We start from the raw sequence: 18,100 nt of genomic DNA, 5'->3' as shown, positions 1-18,100 counted from the left end.
TTCCTCCGCCGCCTCTGCCTGCGGCGCGGTGAAGCGCGCACGTCTTCCGTGCGCGCGTCCTCAGCTTGCGCGTCCTCAGTTTGCGCGTCCTCAGCGCATACGTCCGCAGGTGTGCGCCTCGTCGACGCGCGGCGCGCGTCTTCACCACGCCGCGGACATCAGTCCCCTCCGGCCAGGACCGTGACCTCCGAGTCGTGGGCCACGACCGGCCGGCCGTCGGGTGCCACCGCCACGGCGCCGACCGAGGAGGTCACCACCGTGTCGGGGCCGACCTCTTCCCGCCTCCCGGAGCCGTGAGCAAGCTGACAGAACCGGCACGCCATGCGGACCACGCTCCCACGCGCCGGCGGAGCGCCACTCCGCGAGGGGCACCCACGCGGCCGTACTCGGGCCGGTGTGGCGACGGACGCGGCCACGCGCAAAGCGGTCAGGGCGGGCAGCCAGGATCGGTGGCCCGTTCCGCGCTGCGACGCTCCGGCGCGGTGGCTTCGAGGTCGGGAGTCCGGGTGTAGGCGAGCGTCCGGAAGTGCCGCGTCGCCGGCAGGGCGGTGTGCTCCGCGACGAGGGCCCGCGCCTGCTCGGTCAGCGGCGGCGGGCCGATCACGCCCGCGCCGGCACCGGGAACCAGTGCCTCGGCCACGTCGCGAGCCGTCGGCCGGCGGAGGGGATCGGGGTGGAGGCAGGACCGGACCACCTCCGCGAAGTCAGCGGGCAGCCCTGCGAGGTCGGGCAGGCCGGCGCGGATGTTGGAGACCACGGACGGCGTGTCCTGCCCCCACGGGCTGTGCCCCAGGACGAGCCGGGCCAGGACGGTGCCCAGGGAGAACACGTCGCTGGCAGGTGTGAAGGAGGGTTGCTCGCGCAGTTGCTCGGGGGAGGCGTACGTGTAGGTGCCGGCGAAGCCGCGCCGTGGTTCGGTGAGCTGCTCGATCTGGGCGATGCCGAAGTCGATGACGCGTGGGCCGTCCTCGGTGAGCAGCACGTTGGCCGGTTTGAGGTCGAGGTGCACGATGCCCTCGGCATGGATGGCGCTCAGGGCGACGGCGATGCCGGCGCCCAGCATGCGCACCAGGCCGGTCTCCAGCTGTCCGCAGCGCTCGACGAGGTTCTGCAACGAAGGGGCCGCCACGTACGGCACCGCCATCCACGGGGTCGCACCGTCGGTGTCCGAGGCGATCACCGGCACCGTGAACCTCCCGTCCACCCGCCGTGCGGCCTGCACCTCGTGGGCGAAACCCCGCTTGATCGCAGGAGCCGCCGCGAGGTGCGCGTGCAGTGTCTTGACGGCGACCATCAGCCCGTCGGGATCCTGGCACAGGTAGACACGCCCGAAGCCGCCCTCGCCGACGCATTCCAGCACCTCGTAGGCACCGAAGGCCGGTGGACGGTCCGCTCCGGCGGCGGGCCGCGCCCGTTCCATCTCCCGCCAGGTCCCGATGGCCGCGGCCTCCGGGTGCACCGCGATCCGGCCGTCCGCGGTGCCCGTGGGCAGCCGCTTGCGCGGGTCCCGTTCGGCCGCCGCGGGCTGCTCGTCCTTCACCACCACGAGATGCGCCGCCACCGGTTCGCCCGCGTGGAAGACGTACGCCTCCATCCGCACGTTCGCGTCGCCGAGGCGGGAGACGTAGACGCCCGGTAGCCCCAGCCGCTCGCACAGGGCGATCTCCTCAGGCCTCGGCCGCAGGTCGGCGCGGGCGAAGCAGAGGGCCGCCGCGTCGTGCCCCTGCCCGCTCAGCTCCCCCAGTACGGCCGCCCATCGCTCCGCGGGCCAAGCGTGCCACGTCAGTTCTTCGGGATCGTCGTTCACGACCGCCAGGTGGGTCGCGTGGGACGCGTCGGACCGGCGTGCCAGCACCGCGCATGCCGTCCCGGCCGCGGCCTGCACCACCTCGCCCAGCAACGTCGCGGTCCGCTCCGCGACACGGAGCACCGTGCGCCGGGCCATCCGGGCGAGTTGGTCGCGCTGTCCGCTCAGGACGTCGTACTCCGGCGTTCCCGGGCCCCGGCCCTGGAGTTCCATGCACACGAGCACCTTGCCGAAACAGTGGACAGCCGCCTCGTAGTCCCCGGCTCCCACCATCGCCTTCGCCTGCGCGACGCGGGCGGAGAGGGTCTGGGGGGCGGCCGGTCCGTGGAGCTGTTCGTACCGGGTGGCTATCTTGCCGTACATACGGCCCGCACGCGGGAGGTCTCCTGCGGCTTCGACCGCGGCAGCCGTCGCGAGCAGGTCGCGCAGTCCCTCGTCGCCGCCCTCGTTGCCGAACGGGAGTTCGTCGGCGACCTCGGCGTAGCGCTGACGGGCGATGCTGACGAGCTGGTGGCGGGGGCCCAGTTCCTGTTGCGCCCTCCGCAGCATCTCGGAGAACGCGCGCAGCGCCGCCGCGTTGTCACCGCTCTTCTGCTGCCAGTACCCCACCTCGCAGAGCAAGGTGAGCGCGGTCTCGGTGCGGTTCTCCCGCTCGGCCGAGCGGCGCATGCTCTCGTAGCGGCGGGCGGCTTCCTCGGGATGGCCCGCACGGCCGTGCCAGTGGGCCAGTTGATGCCTGGCCAGTTCGGTGTCGCGGTGGCGCGGTCCCTGCACCCGCTCCCGGTCGGCCGAAAGCCGGGCGAACAGCCGTACGGCGGCCTCCGGTCGACCGGACTCCCCTGTCCAGTGAGCCAGTTGGTGCCGCAGCGCCAGGGTGTCGGGGTCCTGCGCGCCCAGGACCCGTTCGGCTTCCGCGACCAGTGACTCGTAGCGTTCGGCGGCCGCCGCCGGGCCGTCCAGACGGGCCGTCGCCTCAGCCGCTCGGCTGCCTTCCCGTAACGATGCGACGAACACCTGCCGTTGCGGCGCGCGGGACCCCGGTGCCGTCTCGCGCCGTCGATCGAACCACTTCACCGAGCTACCCCCTTGCCGCGGGCGGACGCGTGTCGAGTGGTCAGTATGCTCTACCCAATCGTTTGCGCCAATCGTTTGGGCAACCACGCCGACCGGTGTCGGCCGGGACCCGCGTCGGAGGTGGCCGGGACCCGCGTCGGAGGTGGCCGGGACCCACGGTGGAGATGGCCGGGACCCGCGGTGGAGATGGCCGGGACCCGCGGTGGAGATGGCCGGGCGGCTCACCGCACGCCGTTCACCGCAGACTCGTGCCTATCGGCGCACCCGAGGAAGCCCTGACCACGAGACGGGGCGTGAGCGTCTCCGAGGCGACGGTCTCGCCCGCGATACGGCGGAGCAGCAGTTGCACGGCGCGTCTGCCCTGTTCGGCCATGGGGGAGCGGACGCTGGTGAGCGGGACGGGGAGTTCCGCCGCGAGGGGGGTGTCGTTGAAGCCGGCCAGCGCCAGGTCCTCGCCCAGCCGCAGGCCCAGGTCCCGGGCCGCACCGATGGTTCCGATCGCCGCGAGGTCGTTGACGGCGAAGATCGCGGTCGGCCGGTCGGGACCGCTCAGCAACGCGACGGCGGCGCCGTGCCCGCCGGACGTGTCGAAACGGCAGTGCCGCACCCGGTGGTCGGACACGGGCAGACCGGCCTCGCGGTAGCGGTCGGTGAAGCCGGTGGTGCGGTCGGTGCCCGTGCTCGCGAAGGGTTCACCGGCGACGACGGCCACCCGGCGGTGGCCCAGGGACAGGAAGTGCTCGGCCACGAGCCGCCCGCCCAGGCGGTCGTCGCAGGTGACCGACAGGTGGCCGGCGTCCGTGCGGCGGTTGACCAGCACGAACGACGTGCCGTCCAGGGCCGGGTCGGCCAGCGCGGCCCCGTCCAGGTGCGCGTCGCCGATGACGAGGCCGTCCACCCGGCGTCCCAGCACCATCTGGATGCGCCGGCGTTGCGTGGCGGGGTCGTCATGGGTGTTGGTGACGAAAGCGGACAGGCCCCGCAGGGTCGCCTCCTCCTCCACCCCCTCGTAGATGGTGGCCACCACGATCTCCGACAGCCGGGGGAAGAGCACCCCGATCAGGTTGCTGCGCCGCGTGCGCAGGCTCGTGGCGTGCGGGTTGGGCCGATAGCCGAGTTCCTCGGCCAGATCCCGGATCCGTCGCGCCGTCTCGCCCGATGCCGCGCGGCCCTGTTCGCCGGTCGGCCCGTTGAGGACTCGGGAGACCGTCGATACGTGCAGTCCCAGCCTTTCCGCGATCCCGCGCAGTGTCACCGGACCGCCGTCGCCCGCCATACCCGTCTCCCGCCTCACCGTCTGCCAACCGCCGCCCCCATTCTGCCCAATGGCCTCACCGGCGAGCCGGCCGCGCAGGCGCGCCCGGCGGGGAGTGAGGAGGACCGAGTGCTGCTCCGCGGGTCGTCCAGGGCCGCCGCCAGAGGGCTGTACGGCCGCCCGTCGAACACGTGTGGCTGCCTGAACCAGGCCTCGCCGGCTCGGGCCGAGCCGGGGCGTGGGCCGGCACGGTCGTCCTCCCCGCTCCTCCTCCTCACGACGCCGCGACGGCCCGCGCCGAACGGGTTTCCGTACGGGCCCCGTCGGGAGCCCGGCCGCCGAAAAACGGTTCCCGGCACACCGAACCACCCCCGGGTATCGCCCATCTTCAGGAGCGTAGGCGCGCACTGACCTCGCGTGGCCGCTACACATCCGAGGGGAAACCGAAACTCATGAAGAGCAAGCTGACCGCTGTGGCCCTGGCGGCCGTCGTCGTCGCCGGCACCGCCGCAACCGCCGTCCCGGCCTCGGCCGCCACCGCCAAAACCGGACCCACCCGCTGCCACACCGCGGACCTGAAGGCCGGCTTCGCCACGGGGGAGGACGCGAGGCCGGAGATGGGGCAGACCAAGAAGCAGACCCAGGCGTACGTCTGGTTCACCAACCGGAGCAAGCGCACCTGCTCCCTCTCCGGCTTTGCCGGTGTCGACATGATCGGTGCTCAGAAGAGCGACGGCACCTGGTCGCTGGTGCGCTCCTCCAAGAAGCCCGTGAAGTTGATCCTGGAGCGCGGGGCCACGGTGGACTTCAGCATCACCCTGCTGCCGGTGGCCAGGGCCACGCCGCAGAAGGAGAAGTTCGTTCCGGCGAAGTTCCTCGTCACACCGCCGAACGAGACGCAGCACTTCACTCTGAAGTGGCCGTTCGGTGGCCAGATCCTCAAGCAGGACGGTGCCACCCACCCGGCCAGCTACCTCAACCCGGTCGGACTGTGACCGGTTGGGCACGACGCCCTTGACCAGGTAGCGAACGGCGTCGATCGTATGCCGGGGCCGGGGCCGGGGCCGGGGCCGTGACCTTTCGGCTGACCGCCGCGGCCCTCGGGCACGCACCGGCCCCGGACCTCGCGTGACCGCCCGGTCCGCGTCCGTCGTGCCGGAGGAGCAGCAGAGCTCACGGCTTCAGCGCCGCACTCCTGGGCACCCCGGCCACAGCGCCCGGCCGCCGGACGTACAGCAACCGTACGAGCCGCGTCCGCGGCCCGAACGGGCTCCGACTCCCGATCCCGGCCCGCAGCAGTGGCGCCTACCAGTAGTGGCGCCGACCGCCGACCGCGTGTCCGACGGAGCCGAGGAGGAACAGGATGAGCCCGATGACGAGCAGGATGATCCCGATCGTCCACAGGATGCCGATGTGCAGGATGAACCCGACGATGAGCAGGATGACGCCAAGGGCGATCATGGTGCCCTCCTCTCCGGGCGGACGGCGTGGCGTCCGCTGATGGCAGCGCCTGGTGCGGCGGCGCCGATTCCTCCCCAATAGGGTGATACCCGGACAAATCGTATTCATACTCCAGGTGAGGCAGTGTCCCCTGTCCTTGTCGGTGTCCGGCGGATCAGGCCTTGCCCGCAACGGAACGGCAAGATCGAGACAGGTCCGGCGAGGCCCTGCTACGAACCGTTGGCATTCGCCATGCGCGGCGAGCGGGGCGTCGGATTGGTGACGCGTTCGGTCTCGTCGCGCACCAGCAGGGACAGCAGCGAGGCCACGGAGAGGCCGGCCTCTGCCGGGTGGCGCAGCACCTTGTCCGGCTCGATGCGATAGGTGTTCGTGCGTCCGTCGCGGGTGTGGGAGAGGTAACCGTCCTCTTCCAGGTCGGAGATGATCCGCTGGACGGCGCGCTCCGTCAGCCGGCAGTGGGCGGCGATGTCACGGATCCGGACGTTCGGGTTGTCGGCGATGGCTGCCAGTACGCGCGCGTGGTTGGTGATGAACGTCCAGCCAGTGTGGGATTCGGGCACTGCGACCATGCACAGCATCTTAGATCACGTCATTGCCCGAACCCAGATACGTGACATACTTTTCGTGCAATCGCTGACTGGCTCCCTCGAGGGGGCGACAGAAGGAGCTCGAAGGTGCCTGGGGATGAGGTCCTGATGCCCGACATGACGGGCGCTGCCGGGAATGGCGGGCAAGCGCCGAAGCAGCCCGGCGGACGCGCTTCGGCGGGGGCCGCGGTGATGCAGTACGAACTGCGGGGAGCCTGGGTCGTCGTCGCGCACGGCGCCTACGACAGGCACTCGATCACGCCCCTGGAGACCGCGCTGGCCGTCGCCGCCGGGAAGTATCCCCGTGTGGTCCTGGATGCCTCCAGTGTCACGTTCGCCGACTCGTCGCTGCTCAATCTGATACTCCTCACCCACCGGTCGGTCCCCCTGCGCGTCGCCGCGCCGCCACCCCAGCTTCGGCGGCTCCTGGAGATCACGGGGGCCGACACGGTCCTCGAGACCCGGGCGACGGTGGAGGACGCCGTGGGCGCCTAGGGTCGGAGGCGGTGAGAGGGGTGGATGGCCCCGAGCGTGGCGGGCCGGCCGGGTGGCTGCCACGCGGGACGCGGGTCAGGGGCCGTCCACGGGCCGGGGGCCGAGGCGGTGGTCGAGTGCGGCGCCGACGTCGGGGCAGTTCTGGCGGATGACGTCGAGGAAGGCGTTCAGCACGGGGGAACGTTCGCGGTCGGCGAAGGACAGGATCAGGTCGGGCAGAGGGGTGCGCGGGCTCACCTCGCAGAACCATGTCCCCCGTCGTGGGGCCGCCAGCATGCGGGAGGGCCCCAGCCCCACCCCCAGACCACAGGCGGCGAGACCGATGATCGTGTGGATGTCCCTCGCGACGGTCGCGCCGGACAGTGCCGGAGAGTCCCCGCCCAGCAGGGTGCGCAACCCGGCGATGACGGTGGGCTCCTCGTCGCCGGGCGCCACGATCAGCGGCTGTCGCCGCAGCTGGTCCGCGCTCACCGAAGGTCGGCCCGCGTAGGCGTGCGTGCTGCTCACGACCGCGACCAGGTGATCGTGTCCGATCGGGACCGACACCAGGTGCTCGGCCCCGGCGCCCCGGGGCGGGCCGAGGGTGATCGCCACGTCCAGTTCACCGGCGACAAGGGCGGCTGTGCTGCGGCTGGTCGCCATCTCGTGCAGCTCCAGCCGTACCCGGGGACGTTCGCGGCCGAACCGGCCGAGGACGGCCGGCAGGGGTTCGAGGAGCGCCGAGGCGATGAACCCCAGACGCAGCCGGCCCGTTTCGCCGCGCGCGGCCCTGGCCGCGTCGACCGAGGCCGCCGTGATCTCGTCGAGCGCTCTGCGCGCCCGGGCGAGGAAGGCCACGCCCGCCGCCGTCGGGAACACCCCCTGGCGAGTGCGGTCGAACAGCCGGGCCCCCACCTCGCGTTCGAGGTCGGCGATCTGCTTGGACAGCGGAGGCTGGGCGATGCCCAGGGCACCGGCCGCCCGGCCGAAGTGCTGGTGCTCGGCGAGAGCCAGGGCGTACCGCAGGTGCCGCGCCTCCATGCCGGCCTCCTTTCGATATCTCCTGAGTATTGTAGGGCCGCTTGTCAGATCTTTCACTGGATAGCCGGGGTCGGAGCACGTGGAATGCGGTCATGACAGACCTCAGCCCGCCCACCACCGTCTTCGTCCTCGTGCACGGCGCCTGGCACGGTTCCGGCCAGTGGGCGGCGACGCAGCGCGCACTCGCCGGACTCGGCGCCGCGAGCACGGCCGTCGACCTGCCGGGGCACGGCTTCGACGCACCGCTGCCCAGCGGATACCTCCTGCCCGGCCAGCCGGGCCTGCTGACCGAGAAGTCCCCGCTCGCCACCGTGACGATGGACGACTGCGCCGACAGCGTGCTGGACACGCTGCGCCGCGTCCGCCACCACCGCCGTGTCGTGCTCGTCGCGCACAGCGCGGGCGGCGGCCCCGCGTCACTGGCCGCCGAGCGGGCGCCCGAACTCGTCGACGCGATCGTCTACCTGTCGGCCTTCGTCCCCGCCGGGCGGCCGCGGTTCTTCGACTACCTCGACTCGCCCGAGAACGCCACGGCACGGGGACAGAGCCTCAGCCTCGGCGACCCCGGAGAGCTGGGCGCCGTACGGATCAACCCGCTCTCACCGGATCCCGCCTACGTCGAGGAACTGCGGCAGACCCACTACCACGACACGCCACCAGACCGCTTCGGCCGCTGGCGCTCGGCCTTGAGCACCGATCTGCCGCTGTCCGTCCCCACCACCCCGGTCACCGTGACCGGCTCGCGGTGGGGACGAATACCGCGGACCTTCCTGCGCTGCGCGGACGACCGGGCGCTGCCGCCGGCCGTGCAGGACCTGATGATCACGGAAGCCGACCGGGCCGTGCCCGGCAACCCGTTCACCGTGCGCACCCTCCCCGGCAGCCACAGCCCGTTCGCAGCCCGGCCCGGCGAACTCGCCGCGGCTCTGCTGCCGTGAGCGGCGGCCGCCTCCTGTTGCCGGTGGTGCTCAGCGCGGCTTCCCGCAGCCGCCCGACGTGGCCACACCCGCGCCGCGGCTACCTGGTGAGATCGGCCGGTTCGTCGAGTCGGGTCAGCTTCTGCGGGTTGGACGTCGCGTAGATCCGGCTGATGCGCCCGTTCTCGACGACGAGGCTGACCGCGGCCCCTCCGCTGTCGGACGAGAGACGGATCGCCGGGGCGCCGTTGAGACAGACCGCCGTTGTCTCGAAGGCGGCCCGGTCGGTGCCGGCGAGCAGCCTCGCCACGAGTTCGGCCCCGTGGACGGGGGCCGGAGCGGCGGCCGAGATCCCGCCGCCGTCGGCGATGAGGACCACGTCCGGTGCCATGATCTCCAGGAGGTCCTGAACGCGCCCGGTCTGCAGCGCGGCGACGAAACGGCCCACCACGGCCTTGTGCTCCGACCGGCTCACCCTGATACGCGGCTGTCGGGCGGCGACGTGGTCCCGGGCCCGCCGGGCGACCTGCCGGACCGCGGCGGGGGACTTGCCCACGGCCTCGGCCACCTCGTCGTAGGGCATGTCGAAGACCTCGCGCAGCACGAACACCACGCGTTCCACCGGCCCGAGCGTCTCCAGGACGGTCAGCATCGCGATGGAGACGCTCTCCGCGAGTTCGACGTCGTCGGCCACGTCGGGGTGGGTCAGCACAGGTTCGGGCAGCCACTCGCCCACGTACTCCTCGCGACGGCGTGAGAGTGCGCGCAGGCGGTTGAGCGCCTGCCGGGTGACGGCCCGGACGAGGTACGCCCGCGGGTCGCGGACCTGCGACCGGTCGACGCCGGCCCACCGCAGCCACGTCTCCTGCAGTACGTCCTCCGCATCGGCCGCGGAGCCGAGCATCTCGTAGGCGACGGTGAACAGCAGGCCGCGGTGGACGACGAACGGGTCCTCCGTCATGCCGTGAACCCCGCGCCGGACGCCGCCGGCCGTTTGGCCAGCGGGATCTCACAGGCGTCGGAGAAGCCCTGGGAGGTGACCCCGTTCGCCACATTGGCCCTGGTCGCCAGGTTGACGTAGGCGATGAACGCGGTGAGTTCCACCATCGCCTTCGTCCCGAGCCGCTCAAGTAGGGCGGCGTACTGCTCGTCGGTGACGGTCGGCGGCGTGTTCGTCATCGCCTCGGCGTACCCCATCACGTCACGCTCCAGCGCCGTGAACACGTCCGCTTCTCGCCAACGCGGCACCTGGCTCGCCTTGACCAGGTTCAGGTTCTCGTTCCGCGCCTGGAAGTAGCCGACGTCCAGGCACCAGCTGCAGCCGACCTGCGCCGCGACGGCCATGTGTGCGAACGACTTCAGAGTCGGGTCGACCGCGTCCCAGCCCCCCACCTTGGCCCCGAACGCCAGGTTGTCCTGCGTGACTTGGGGGCTGTGCCACAGCACTTCGACGTTCTCGGGCACCACGCCCAGCTGCTTGATCATGGTCTCCTTGAGCTCGGCGGGAAGCTCGGCCTTCGGTAGGCGCGGTGTCATGATGCCTCTCCTTGTACGCGTCCCTGTGGGGTCGTTCGGCATGAAGACACCGCCCGGCCCCCGCATGTGACACCGCCGCCGCCCCGGGAAAGCCCGGCGCCCAGGCGACGACCTGATGTCAGCTCGCCGGGCCGTGCCGGCGGGCGAGGGTGTCCGGGCCGTCCCGGCCGCCCGCACCCACCCGCTCGACCAGATCCAGGAGGCGGGCGAACTCAGCCGGTCCCGCCGGCCCGGCGCGGCAGACTCGTACTCGTCCTGGGACGGCCTCGCGGGCCCGGTCGGACGGGACGTGCCCCCTCGGGGACCACGACAGGCAGCGCCTCGATGAACCTTTCAGGCTTCCGCCCTCGTGTACATGGCAGCTGCACATATGTGCGGCTGCGACAGGTATTGAGGTTGGAAGACATGAGCATGAAGCACCGGACGGCGTCGATCGCCGTCCTGACCGCTACGATCGGCGCCACGATCGCCCTGGGCATGGGATCGGCGTCCGCCACGAGCTACGTGAACATCCCCCGGAACATGAACGCGGGCAAGTCCTGCCAGAACCAGGCGAACGGGAACAACGACTGGTGGGGTTACCCCCGCAACGGCAGTGGCCCCTACTGGTTCTACTGCGGAGGCAGCAACCACACGGAACTGTGGGTCCGTCAGCCCGTCGGCGGCTACTGGGGATAGGCCCGGACAGGCAGAGCAGCCGCGCGGCGGACCGGGAGTCGTTCCACGCCGCGCGGCTCGCTTTCCCGCCCCGCCCCCGAGGACGCCGGACCTCGCCGGGAGGTGCTGGTCCTCGGCGACGGCGTCCACGGTGCTCCCGGCCCTGCCGCAGCTCACGCCGGCGTCGTCATGAGGCTACCGGGGGGAGGAACCGCCGTTGGCGCGTCGGCCACCGAGGTAGTTCGTGACCCGGTAGGCGTAGCCGCCAGGGGTGAGGTAGAGCGCGTGATCGGTTGCCCCGCGAGGGTCTCCGGGGGGCACCGCCACCCTGCCGAGGAGGATGGACCGGGGGATCGGCACCCGTACTTCGGCGAGGTTCGCCACCGCCTTCGGGTCGAGCGGTGCGCTGCGCAGCTCGAACTGCTCTGCGGTCCCCTCCGTCAGTTCGTGGGTTTCCGTCTGAAGGCGCGTGGAATTGCTCATGGTGTCTCCTGCCGATCAGTTGTATTCCGGTGGCCCCGGGCCCCGGGCCGCGACGCGAGGATGCCCGGGCCTGTGAGTCCTTCGTCCTGCACGTGGGCTGACTGTCGTCCTCGGGGCCTGCCGGCACGGTGTGTTCGGACGGGACCCACCGTGCCGGAGACTTCCTGAAGCCAGGCTGAAGTCACCTGAAGCCGGCTTCAGGTCGGGTTCGCGACACTGTCCGAACACGGTCACCTTCGTGGGGGACCAGGCTGGTCGGGCTGGGCCGGGCAGCCGATGTCGGCAAAGGTGGAGCAGTGCCCGGAGCGGCACATTCCGCAGCGGCCACCGGACGTCAGTGGGCGAGGGGGAGCCTGACCTGGAAGTCGGCGCCGCCGTCGGGAGCGTCGGTCAGGGTGAGGGTGCCGCCGTGGTGCTGGACGACGTCGCGTGCGATGGCCAGGCCGAGGCCGGCGCCGCCCTCGTCGCGCGTGCGCGCTTCGTCGAGGCGGACGAAGCGTTCGAAGACGCGCTCACGGTCGGCCGGGACGACGCCGTGGCCGTCGTCGGCAACGCTCAACACGACCGTGCCGCCCACGGCCCGCACGGTCACGGCGACGGACGTGGCGGCGTGCCGCTGGGCGTTGTCGAGCAGGTTGCACAGGACGCGCGACAGCTGGGTTCGGCTGCCCTTCACTTCGAGTGTGGTGTCGTCGAGGGTGACGGCTGGGGTGATGCGGTCGATCGTGGCCCGCCGGGCTACGTCCTCCCGTACGAGCGCGGCGAGGTCGATCAGCGTGCCGGTGGCGCGTTCCCCGGCGTCGAGGCGGGCGAGCAGCAACAGGTCGGCGGCCAGGTGCTGGAGTCGTACGACGTCCTGGTGCAGATCGGCGGTGTCCAGGAGTTCGGGGTGCTGTTCGGCGACTTCCAGCTGGGTACGCAAGGACGCTATGGGGCTGCGCAGTTCGTGGGAGGCGTCGGCGACGAAGCGGTGCTGGCGTTCGACCGACTGTTCCAGCGCGGCGAGGGTGGCGTTGGTGGTGCGGGCGAGACGGGCGATCTCGTCGCGTGAGGCGGGCTCGGGGACCCGGCGGGCCAGGTCGCCGCTGCCGGTGATCTCGGCCATCTCCGCGCGGATGCCCTCCACCGGGCGCAGCGCCCGGTGGGTGACGAGCCAGGTGACGGCCGCGACGACGGCCAGCAGGAAGGGCAGGCCGATCAGCATGGCCTGGATGACCTGACCGAGGGTGGCCTGTGAGTCCTCGAGCGAGGTGCCGGCGTAGACGGTGTAGGTGCGGTCGTCGTAGGTGGTTGCCCGCACCGCGGCGAAGGCGTAGTCGTGGAAGTCGTCGCCGAGTTTCAGGGCGAGGGTCTTGTGGTCCACGTCCGTGCCGACCTTGCCCCGGGCCGGGCTGCCGTCGCCGTCGTTGCCGTCGTTCTTGTTGTCGTTGCTGTTGTCCTTGTCGTCCTGCGTATGGTCGTCGTGATGGTGGTCGTCGTCGCTGCCGTCGGAGGAACGGCTCGGGGCGGCGGTGCCTCTGGGGGCCGGGGCGGGGGCGTAGTCGGTGAGGGGGCCGTGTCCGTGCAGGTCGTCACCGGCGGCCAGGACCTTCCCGGGGGAGCCGACGACCTGGACGGGGTGGCCGTCGTCCTCGGGCAGGTTCAGTGAGCCGAAGTTCCCGTGCAGCGCGGCCTGGGAGCCGGCCACCGTACGGGCGGTGACCTCCGACTCCAGGCCGGCCCGGTCGACGAGGTTGTGGCGCAGTACGGTGACGAGCGCGATACCGGCGGCGACCAGGGCGACGGACACGACCAGTGTGGCGGCGAGCGCGGCCCGGGCGCGTACCGAGGCGAAGGGCCTAGGCATGACGGCCGCCGTCGGATTCCAGCCGGTAGCCGGCGCCGCGGACCGTGGTGATGGAGCGCTGCCCGAACGGGGCGTCGATCTTGCGGCGCAGGGCGCTGATGTACACCTCGACGATGTTGGGGTCGCCGTCGTAGGCGAAGTCCCACACGTGATCGAGGATGTCCGCCTTGGACACCACCTGCCCGGCGTTCAGCGCGAGGTGTTCCAGGACGGCGAACTCCTTGGCGGTCAGCGTGATGTCGGTCCCGGCCCGTTCCACCCGCTTCGCACCGGGGTTGACGGTCAGGTCGCCGATGCGGACGAGCGTGCTGCCGGCGCGGGTACGCCGGCGCAGCAGGGCCCGGATGCGGGCCTGGAGCACGACGTAGGAGAACGGCTTGGTCAGGTAGTCGTCGGCGCCGGTGTCCAGGCCCTCGGCCTCGTCGTACTCGCCGTCCTTGGCGGTGAGCATCAGGATGGGCGTGTCGTCCTCGGCCGCCCGCAGTTGGGCGCAGATCCGGTAGCCGTTCAGCCCGGGCAGCATGATGTCCAGCACGATCAGGTCGTAGTCCTGTTCCTGCGCCATGTGCAGACCGGTGACACCGTCGTGGGCGAGGTCTACGGCGAAGCCCTCGGCGGCCAGGCCACGGGCGAGGGCGGTGGCGAGGCGTTTTTCGTCCTCTACGATCAGCAGGCGCATGCCCTTCAGGGTCTCAGACCCTTCCTGAAGCGATTTTCAGGTGGCTTCAGCGGGGCTTCAGGAGCGTCGGCGCACGGTGTCCGCGTCCAGCCGACACGTCGGCATCCCTGCGGCACGGTCCGCAGGTTCGGAGGAAAGGACCCCCTCACGATGAAGGCCCTCAAGTGCTCCTCGGCCGGTCGTCGCCGCACCGTCGCAGCGGTGGCCGCGGCCACCGTCGTACTCGGTGGAGCCGGTGCCGCATCCGCCGTGGCCTTCGCGGACGCCGACAACGAGCGGGACAGCGCCAGTACCAGCGCCGGCGCCGGCACCGGCGACAACGCACCTGCCAGCGAAGCCACTACGGCTGACACACACGACGACGACCACGACGACGACCACGACGACGACCACGACGACGACCACGACGACGACCACGAAGGTGACCACGAAGGTGACGGCCGTGCCGGCGCCCAGGACGACTCCGTCGCCGACCGTACGCTCGCCGCGAGTGCCGAGGTCGACCTGAAGCAGGCCGTCGCCGCGGCCACCAGGTCCCTCGCGGGCACCGTCACCGAAGTCGAGCTGGAGGGACAGCAGGGCAAGGCCGTCTGGAAGGTCGACATCGACGACGGCCACGACACCGGGCGCGAAGTCACCGTCGACGCACAGACCGGCGAGGTCACCCCCGCCCACGTCGGCCAGGACCACAGGGAGGACGAGGGAACGGACCGCGACCGTGAGGACGACTGACACACCGTGTGGTCACAGACCCGAGGGCGGAGCCGGTCGGCCTTCGGCCCGGTCCTGCGTGGCTGCGTGCCGTACTCACGGGGCCGGAGGGTGAGACTGACGACCGACGCCCTGGTCCCGGACCGCTCGTCGCCGGCCGGGCTTCGCCTGAAAGGCGATATTCGCTGGACAGGGCTGAGGGGCAGCGGCGAACGTTGGGAGCATGCAGCAGCAGATCTGGGACACGGACGCCGCCCAGGGCTACGACACACCCGGTTCCGGTATGTTCGCGCCGGAGCTCCTGGGGCCGACCGTGGAACGTCTTGCCCGGCTCGCAGGGGAGGGGACAGCGGTCGAGTTCGCCATCGGGACCGGCCGGGTGGCCATTCCACTCACGAAGCGGGGAGTACCGGTCACCGGCATCGACCTGTCACTGCCGATGGTGGAGCAGTTGCGCTCCAAGGTGGACGAGGCGACGGTCCCGGTGATCATCGGTGACATGGCGACCACCGTCGCGCCGGGGGAGCACACCCTGGTCTACCTCGTCTACAACACGATCTCCAACCTGCTTGCCCAGGAGGAGCAGGTCGAGTGTTTCCGTAACGCCGCTCGTCATCTCGTGCCCGGTGGACGGTTCGTGGTCGAGCTCTGGGTGCCCGAACTGCGTAAGCTCCCGCCGGGCCAGGCCGCCACTGTCTGGCAGTCCGAACCCGGCTATATCGGTCTGGACACCTACGACGTCCTGCGGCAGCAGGTCGTGTCGCACCACTTCCGGTTCGACGAGACCAAGCAGGCACAGCTGTTGCGCAGCCCGCACCGCTACATCTGGCCGGCTGAACTCGATCTCATGGCGCAGTTGGCCGGGTTCGAGCTGGAAACCCGGCACGCGGACTGGACCGGCGCCGAGTTCACGGCCGAGTCGCGTTCTCACGTCTCCGTGTACCGGCTTCAGGAGACACAGTAGCCCCGTTGGGGGCGCCGGCCACTGGTTCACGGCGACCGGTCGGGCCACGTCAGCCGGTCAGAGGGGTGTCATTCGTTCGAGGCAAGCGGTGGGGGCGCTCGGGCGAAGGGCCCGTAAAGCTCGCAGGAGGGGGCCGCATCGCCACGACCACGGCCTCGGCTACGACCACGGCCCCGGCTACGACCACGGCCTCGGCTACGACCACGGCCCCGGCCACGACCACGGCCCCGGCTACGACCACGGCCACCGCCTCGTCGGCGACAGCGCCGAAGCACACCACTCAGCACGGGGCCAGGCCCGCGCGACCGAGGCGCGAACCGCCCGATCGCTGCCCACGTGGGAGGCGGGACGGCTCCGCCTCTGTGGCGAAGTGCCCCGGCCCGGACGTAGGCGACGGCCGGCGGGTCAGGGGCGGGGTGCCGGGCCGGGACCGGGGCGCAGTACCTGCTGAAGCGAGGTGGCCGGGTGGCCGGTCAGCTCGCTGATGGACGCCGTCACCTGGGCGAGGGATCCGTCGCCGATCGCGGTGTAGGTGGAGACCCAGGCGTCGAGCTGCCAGTCGGGAGCACCGTGCCCTCCGCGGGAGGCGTAGGCCTCTTCGAGCGTCTCTGACACGTAGGAGACGGGGCGCCCGGTGGCGGCGGTGATCGTGGCCGCCACGTCGGTGAGGGTGAGCGCCTGAGGGCCGGTCAGTTCGTAGGCGCGGCCGGTGTGCGGGCCGGGATCACGGAGCACCGCGACGGCGGCGTCGGCGATGTCGTCCTGAGCGACGACGGCCACCCGGCCCTCGCCGGCGGGGCCGCGGATGACGCCGTCGCCGCCGACGAGAGCGGGCATGAAGTCGGCGTAGAGGTTGTCGCGCAGGAAGGTGAAGGGCAGGCCGCTGGCGCGGATGTGCTGCTCGGTGTGCCAGTGGTCGCGGGCCAGGGTGAAGGTGGCATCGGGCGCGGCGCCGTAGAAGGAGATGTACACCAGGTGCGCGACGCCCACTTCGGCCGCGGCGTCGACGAAGGTGCGGTGCTGCTGGAGGCGGTGGGGGGACTCCGAGGCGGAGACCATCAGGACGCGGTCGGTGCCGCGCAGGGCGTGGACGAGGGCGTCGTGGTCGCCGTAGTCACCGGGCACCGCGGTGGCGCCGGGCATCTGGGGCGCGCGGGCCGGGGTGCGGGCCAGGAGGGTCTGCGGGATGCCGGCGGCGGCCAGGCGGCGGGCGATCCGTCCGCCCAGGCGGCCGGAGGCCCCGGTGACGGCGTAGGTGACCTCGCTGGGAGCCATGGGTTCTCCTTCAAGGGTGCTCGTGGTGCTGCTACGGGCGGGCGAGCGCGGTGACTGCCCGGTCTGCGGGGTGGGTGACGGGCAGGGCGCGGGCGCCGAGGTGGTCCCGGACGCCCGGGTGCCCCTCGTCGATCCGTATCAGACGAGTACGAGGCCGGTGGCGGGTGACACGCTCGGCGCGGAAGCGGATGACGCCGGGCGCGTTGAACCCGGCGCCGGCCCCCACCACCAGCTGGCGGGCGTCGGAGGGCAGGAAGGCGGGCTGGTGACGCCGTGCCGGACGAGGGCGTGGGCGGTCGATCGCAGCGCGACGGGCGAGCCGGCGGCATCGATGAATCCGGCGGACGCGAGGACGGTCGCGGGGACGGTGACCGGGATCGGCCGACCGACCCGGAGGCACGTGTCAGACGGTCGAGGTGATCGCTCGGGTGACGGCCGTGATCGACGGGGTGGGGCGGCCGGGGAGGCGCGCCACGAGAACGCGGCGGATCTCACGTGGCACGCCTTCGACGTGTACGAGGCTCACCCCGGGCGGCAGCACCGGCGAGAGCCGGGACGGCACCGTCGTCACTCCGAAGCCGCCGGCGACGAGCTGGAGTTTCGTCAGCCAGTCGCGTGCGCGGTGGGCGATGTGCGGCCGTCCGGGCAGGCCGGGCCAGACGCCGAGCAGTGGCTCGGCGTGCGACGACGGGGTGGCGATCCACGAGGCGTCGACCAGTTCGTCGACATGCACCGTGGTGCGGCCGGCGAACTTCCCCATCGAAGCCGTCGCCAGGACCAGTTCGGTGTCCACGGCGGTCTCGACGTGCAGGCGCGGCGACTCACCGTCCAAGGGCCGGTGGGGCGGGCGGGACGTCAGTACGGCGAGGTCGATCGAGCCTGCCCGCAGCGCGCGGACCAGGGTGGGTGTGGTGCCCTCGGTCGTGGTGACCGTGATCTGCGGGTCGGTTGCCGCCAGCCGGGTGAGCGCGGCGGGCAGGACGACGGCGCCCGCGCTCAGGAACAGTCCGAGTCGCACGGGTTCGGTCCGTGGGACGGTGCCGGTGAGGTCGGACTCGGCCGCCGCGAGGCAGTCCAGGATCGTGCGGGCGTGGCGCAGCAGGGTCAGGCCCGCGGCGGTGAGCCGCACCCCGTCGGGGCGGCGGTCGAACAAGGTGGTGCCCGCGCTCCGTTCGAGGGAGACGGCCTGTCGTGAGACCGCCGACTGCGTGTAGCCGAGCCGGGCGGCGGCCGCGGTGAAGCTGCCGGATTCCGCGATCTGCTGCAGGACCCGCAGGCCCGTACTGGAGATGTCCATGCTGTGTACGCATACCACACATGCACGATCGTCGCT

General features: G+C 71.7%; 19 protein-coding genes. 6 read left to right on the top strand and 13 right to left on the bottom strand.

The genetic code is table 11. The annotated features are described in order from the left end of the window. Nucleotides 1–427: 427 nt before the first annotated feature. A complete protein-coding gene (locus ACFC02_RS11310) occupies nt 428–2,881 on the bottom strand; it encodes a protein kinase (RefSeq protein ID WP_376355312.1) in 2,454 nt (817 codons plus the stop codon). Between the two features lie 235 nt (nt 2,882–3,116). Further along, entirely contained in the window at nt 3,117–4,157 is a 1,041-nt protein-coding gene (locus ACFC02_RS11305) for a LacI family DNA-binding transcriptional regulator (RefSeq protein ID WP_376355310.1), read from the bottom strand. 431 nt (nt 4,158–4,588) lie between these two features. Here ACFC02_RS11305 and ACFC02_RS11300 point away from each other — a divergent pair, with 431 nt between their 5' ends. Further along, nucleotides 4,589–5,131 carry a DUF4232 domain-containing protein gene (locus tag ACFC02_RS11300; RefSeq protein ID WP_376355308.1) on the top strand — a complete coding sequence of 181 codons (543 nt, stop codon included), beginning with the start codon at nt 4,589–4,591 and terminating at the stop codon, nt 5,129–5,131. A gap of 310 nt (nt 5,132–5,441) precedes the next feature. Here the strand turns inward: ACFC02_RS11300 and ACFC02_RS11295 are convergent, their stop codons facing one another. Further along, nucleotides 5,442–5,597, bottom strand: a complete 156-nt coding sequence (locus ACFC02_RS11295) for a DUF6131 family protein (RefSeq protein ID WP_360976595.1) — start codon at nt 5,595–5,597, stop codon at nt 5,442–5,444. 209 nt (nt 5,598–5,806) lie between these two features. Then, nucleotides 5,807–6,166, bottom strand: coding sequence for a helix-turn-helix transcriptional regulator (locus ACFC02_RS11290; protein ID WP_376355305.1), 360 nt, complete (start codon nt 6,164–6,166; stop codon nt 5,807–5,809). Nucleotides 6,167–6,376: 210 nt separating this feature from the next. Between ACFC02_RS11290 and ACFC02_RS11285 the strand changes: the two genes are divergently transcribed. After that, on the top strand, nt 6,377–6,679 hold the full coding sequence (locus ACFC02_RS11285) for an STAS domain-containing protein (RefSeq protein WP_376355386.1): 303 nt from the start codon (nt 6,377–6,379) through the stop codon (nt 6,677–6,679). 75 nt (nt 6,680–6,754) lie between these two features. Here the strand turns inward: ACFC02_RS11285 and ACFC02_RS11280 are convergent, their stop codons facing one another. Next, entirely contained in the window at nt 6,755–7,699 is a 945-nt protein-coding gene (locus tag ACFC02_RS11280; protein ID WP_376355303.1) for a LysR family transcriptional regulator, read from the bottom strand. A gap of 92 nt (nt 7,700–7,791) precedes the next feature. Here ACFC02_RS11280 and ACFC02_RS11275 point away from each other — a divergent pair, with 92 nt between their 5' ends. Further along, nucleotides 7,792–8,637, top strand: a complete 846-nt coding sequence (locus ACFC02_RS11275) for an alpha/beta fold hydrolase (RefSeq protein ID WP_376355301.1) — start codon at nt 7,792–7,794, stop codon at nt 8,635–8,637. A gap of 79 nt (nt 8,638–8,716) precedes the next feature. Here ACFC02_RS11275 and ACFC02_RS11270 read toward each other — a convergent pair whose 3' ends face one another. Next, on the bottom strand, nt 8,717–9,577 hold the full coding sequence (locus ACFC02_RS11270; RefSeq protein ID WP_376355299.1) for an RNA polymerase sigma-70 factor: 861 nt from the start codon (nt 9,575–9,577) through the stop codon (nt 8,717–8,719). Next, complete coding sequence (locus tag ACFC02_RS11265) at nt 9,574–10,152, bottom strand: carboxymuconolactone decarboxylase family protein (protein ID WP_376355297.1); 579 nt, start codon at nt 10,150–10,152, stop codon at nt 9,574–9,576. The genes ACFC02_RS11270 and ACFC02_RS11265 overlap by 4 nt, the downstream gene beginning before the upstream one ends. A 405-nt stretch (nt 10,153–10,557) precedes the next feature. Between ACFC02_RS11265 and ACFC02_RS11260 the strand changes: the two genes are divergently transcribed. After that, nucleotides 10,558–10,830: a hypothetical protein gene (locus ACFC02_RS11260; RefSeq protein WP_376355295.1), complete on the top strand. Its 273-nt coding sequence runs from the start codon at nt 10,558–10,560 to the stop codon at nt 10,828–10,830. 174 nt (nt 10,831–11,004) lie between these two features. Here the strand turns inward: ACFC02_RS11260 and ACFC02_RS11255 are convergent, their stop codons facing one another. The 3 genes from ACFC02_RS11255 to ACFC02_RS11245 form a co-directional block, all read right to left on the bottom strand. Continuing rightward, complete coding sequence (locus ACFC02_RS11255) at nt 11,005–11,292, bottom strand: hypothetical protein (RefSeq protein WP_376355293.1); 288 nt, start codon at nt 11,290–11,292, stop codon at nt 11,005–11,007. A gap of 334 nt (nt 11,293–11,626) precedes the next feature. Further along, entirely contained in the window at nt 11,627–13,138 is a 1,512-nt protein-coding gene (locus tag ACFC02_RS11250; RefSeq protein WP_376355291.1) for a sensor histidine kinase, read from the bottom strand. Beyond that, complete coding sequence (locus ACFC02_RS11245; RefSeq protein WP_376355289.1) at nt 13,131–13,817, bottom strand: response regulator transcription factor; 687 nt, start codon at nt 13,815–13,817, stop codon at nt 13,131–13,133. Before ACFC02_RS11245 ends, ACFC02_RS11250 begins: the two co-directional genes overlap by 8 nt. 150 nt (nt 13,818–13,967) lie before the next feature. Between ACFC02_RS11245 and ACFC02_RS11240 the strand changes: the two genes are divergently transcribed. Both ACFC02_RS11240 and ACFC02_RS11235 read left to right on the top strand, forming a co-directional pair. Further along, the gene (locus ACFC02_RS11240) at nt 13,968–14,549 is read left to right on the top strand and encodes a PepSY domain-containing protein (RefSeq protein WP_376355287.1); all 582 of its coding nucleotides are present in this window, start codon (nt 13,968–13,970) and stop codon (nt 14,547–14,549) included. Between the two features lie 202 nt (nt 14,550–14,751). Next, on the top strand, nt 14,752–15,492 hold the full coding sequence (locus tag ACFC02_RS11235; protein ID WP_376355285.1) for a class I SAM-dependent methyltransferase: 741 nt from the start codon (nt 14,752–14,754) through the stop codon (nt 15,490–15,492). Nucleotides 15,493–15,897: 405 nt separating this feature from the next. Here ACFC02_RS11235 and ACFC02_RS11230 read toward each other — a convergent pair whose 3' ends face one another. From ACFC02_RS11230 to ACFC02_RS11220, 3 genes are all read right to left on the bottom strand, one after another. Beyond that, nucleotides 15,898–16,767, bottom strand: a complete 870-nt coding sequence (locus ACFC02_RS11230; protein ID WP_376355283.1) for an SDR family oxidoreductase — start codon at nt 16,765–16,767, stop codon at nt 15,898–15,900. A gap of 31 nt (nt 16,768–16,798) precedes the next feature. Further along, nucleotides 16,799–16,996, bottom strand: coding sequence for a hypothetical protein (locus ACFC02_RS11225; protein WP_376355282.1), 198 nt, complete (start codon nt 16,994–16,996; stop codon nt 16,799–16,801). Between the two features lie 174 nt (nt 16,997–17,170). Beyond that, the gene (locus tag ACFC02_RS11220) at nt 17,171–18,064 is read right to left on the bottom strand and encodes a LysR family transcriptional regulator (protein ID WP_376355280.1); all 894 of its coding nucleotides are present in this window, start codon (nt 18,062–18,064) and stop codon (nt 17,171–17,173) included. Between the last annotated feature and the right edge of the window lie 36 nt (nt 18,065–18,100).

Origin of the sequence: Streptomyces sp. NPDC056160 (genome assembly GCF_042268205.1) — a bacterium.
GTDB lineage: Bacteria > Actinomycetota > Actinomycetes > Streptomycetales > Streptomycetaceae > Streptomyces.
The sequence above is the reverse complement of the archived record's forward strand: the minus strand, read 5'-3'. Positions and strand labels throughout refer to the sequence as shown.